Genomic DNA, 2,883 nt, shown 5'->3' with positions numbered 1-2,883 from the left:
TGATGAAGGGAGAATACCTTCTTCTATTATCGGATAAGAAAGTTATAAATGAAAGATGAGTAGTCATAGTGACTATATCATAATTATACAAGGAGTGATATTATATGTATAAATATAAAGGAGTAAAATTAAATATAGTTCAGGGAGATATTACAAAGATGGAAGTAGATGCTGTTGTCAATGCTGCCAATAACACATTATTAGGCGGTGGAGGTGTGGATGGAGCAATCCATAGGGCAGGAGGGCCTATTATATTAGAACAGTGCAAAAAGATAGGAGGTTGTCCTACTGGGGAAGCCAGGATTACAACAGCAGGAAATATGGCTAGTAAATATGTAATCCACACAGTTGGTCCTGTGTACAAGGATGGTACAAAAGGAGAAGAAAAACTATTATATAATGCTTATTATAATTCACTTAAGTTGGCTAAGGAATATAATCTAAAGACAGTAGCTTTTCCAGCCATATCTACTGGTGTATATAATTATCCAAAATTAGAGGCAGGTAATATTGCAACGAAGGCGGTAATGGATTTTATAGATGATGAAGGCAGTATAGAGGAAGTATATTTTGTATTATTTAGCAAGGATAATTACCAATTATACAAGGATATACTGGAAAAAAAGTTTATTGAAGAGCAATAAAGAGATAAACGTTTCTCCTAAACCATTAAGGATATGGATGCCATTTTTTGAGGTTGACTTTTTAATATAGATGATATAATATCGAATAAGGTTTCGAAATCTATACAAAGGATGTGTTCAAAATTTTTGCTGAGACACATAGAATTATTGGAAACAATATTTATGAGAAGATATATGATATTTATGGTATAGAATTAGATAAGGATAAATTATTATGGGGTTCAGTGGCTCCTGATGTATTGCCCCAATTTAAACTTCGTAGGCATTATCAAAGGGAAAGTTTAAATTACGTGGTCAATGAGATAATAAAATTGATATTTATCTGTAGATATATAGAGTTTAATTCAAAGATAGATCCTTTAGCAATTAAAATATTGAGTAAAAGAATTGGCATCATATCCCATTATCTAAGCGATTATGTTTGTCTCCCACATGCTGAGAGATGGACTTTTACAAATAGTATGTTGAAGCATATTAATTATGAATCCAAATTAAATGACTATTCCATTTACCATGATTTTAAGAAAAATGTTATTAATGTAGAGGACATGGATATTTTTCAAGAAAAGGTAATCAAACTTAAACCCATAGTTAAAAAATATATAGAAGATGTAGTTGAGGAATATTCATTTAAGACTGGATACGAAAATGATTTGAATTTTGCTCTATCCTTAAACTTAAAAATTTCTTATTTTATAATCGATACCGTAAAAGCATATACGGAAGACGCATATAGAGATTTTGCATTTGAATTTTAATCCTTCTTATCCTCTGATAGGGAGGATTTTTTGTAGCGTTTAGCATAATATAAATTACCTAACATATTATTAGTAGATGACATGGATGAGGAGTTGATGGTTTTGAAAAGATATAGGTTTATATCTTTTTTAGCAGTGTTCTTAATATTTAGCATGGTTTTAACTGGTTGTACTGTTGAAATTGCAACTAAAGCAGAGAATCCAAAGGATTATAAGGATAAGCTAATAGTCCATTTTATAGATGTAGGCCAAGGAGATAGCACTTTTATTCAATTTCCCAATGGAGAAACATCTTTAATAGATGGTGGAAGTAGACAATATGGGGAAAGAGTAGTAAACTATATAAAAGATTTAGGAATAGAAAAAATAGATTATTTAATTGGAACTCACCCTCATGAAGACCATATAGGAGGATTACCTGAGGTAGTGAGAAACTTTAAAATCGGTAAGGTATATATGCCAAATAGGACTGCTAATACCCGTATATTTGAAGAATTGCTTTTAGAGGTTGATAGCCAGGATTTGAAAATCCATTTAGCTAAGGCAAAGGATTATATAATAGATGACGAACAGCTGAAGTATTATATTTTAGCACCTAATAGAGATGATTATTCCGAAACAAATGATTTTTCTATAGTTACTAAAATAGAATATATGAAAAATTCTTTTATTATAGCAGGAGATGCTGAAGAAAGTTCTGAACTGGATATGATAAAAAACAGTACCAACCTTAAATCGGATGTGCTTAGAATAGCTCATCATGGTGGTAGAACTTCATCCAATGAAAAGTTTTTGGAAAAGGTAAATCCAAAATATTCTATAATAAGTGTAGGGAGTGATAACTCCTATGGACATCCTCATAGGGAAACCTTAAACAGGTTGAAGGAAATAGACACTTATATTATGCGTACAGATGAATTAGGAAATATTGTTTTGGTTTCAGATGGGAATGAATTGACTCATTTAGGGGAAGCTACAGAAAAGAGTAGTACTCAAATAGAATATCTAGGCAACAAGAACACTAAAGTATACCATAGTAAGGATTGTAATTCATTGCCTAAAGAGGAGAATCAAATTATTTTTAAGTCCATGAAAGAAGCGGAGGAAAATGGGTATAAACCTCATGATAAATGTGTTAAACAGGGGGAGATTAAGTGAAAGGTATAGTTGATAGATTTGAGGAGGATAAGGTATTAATAGAAATAGAAAGTGATGGGGGCATATTAAGATTTGACAAGGAACTGTTTCCTCATAATTTAAAAGAAGGAGATGTTGTTGAATACGTTGATGATAAATTTATTATAAATGATGAAGAGACAGAGGAGAGAAAAAAATATATAAATAATCTATTCAACTCCTTAATTGATAAAAAAGAATAAATCTATGTCAATAGTCAGTGAAAATGTCATATAAAAGAACTTAATTTTATTCAATGAAAGTGTCATTTTTAGAATGAAAAACTATTGATGAGTATTGCATTT

The 2,883-nt window shown here is 30.8% G+C and carries 4 protein-coding genes; all 4 read left to right on the top strand.

Annotated features, from left to right (window positions below):
* Positions 1 to 104: 104 nt before the first annotated feature.
* The 4 genes from C3E90_RS08410 (at position 105) to C3E90_RS08395 (ending at position 2,781) form a co-directional block, all read left to right on the top strand.
* On the top strand, positions 105 to 644 hold the full coding sequence (locus tag C3E90_RS08410; RefSeq protein ID WP_236915193.1) for an O-acetyl-ADP-ribose deacetylase: 540 nt from the start codon (positions 105 to 107) through the stop codon (positions 642 to 644).
* Positions 645 to 757: 113 nt separating this feature from the next.
* Positions 758 to 1,402: a zinc dependent phospholipase C family protein gene (locus C3E90_RS08405; RefSeq protein WP_236915192.1), complete on the top strand. Its 645-nt coding sequence runs from the start codon at positions 758 to 760 to the stop codon at positions 1,400 to 1,402.
* A gap of 102 nt (positions 1,403 to 1,504) precedes the next feature.
* Positions 1,505 to 2,560 (top strand): ComEC/Rec2 family competence protein, encoded by a 1,056-nt coding sequence (locus C3E90_RS08400; RefSeq protein ID WP_272879102.1) that lies wholly within the window; start codon positions 1,505 to 1,507, stop codon positions 2,558 to 2,560.
* On the top strand, positions 2,557 to 2,781 hold the full coding sequence (locus C3E90_RS08395) for a DUF3006 domain-containing protein (protein ID WP_236915190.1): 225 nt from the start codon (positions 2,557 to 2,559) through the stop codon (positions 2,779 to 2,781). Before C3E90_RS08400 ends, C3E90_RS08395 begins: the two co-directional genes overlap by 4 nt.
* Positions 2,782 to 2,883: the final 102 nt, after the last annotated feature.

Source organism: Clostridium sp. Cult2, from assembly GCF_021655075.1.
Taxonomy (GTDB): domain Bacteria; phylum Bacillota; class Clostridia; order Tissierellales; family Tepidimicrobiaceae; genus Schnuerera.
The sequence above is the reverse complement of the archived record's forward strand: the minus strand, read 5'-3'. Positions and strand labels throughout refer to the sequence as shown.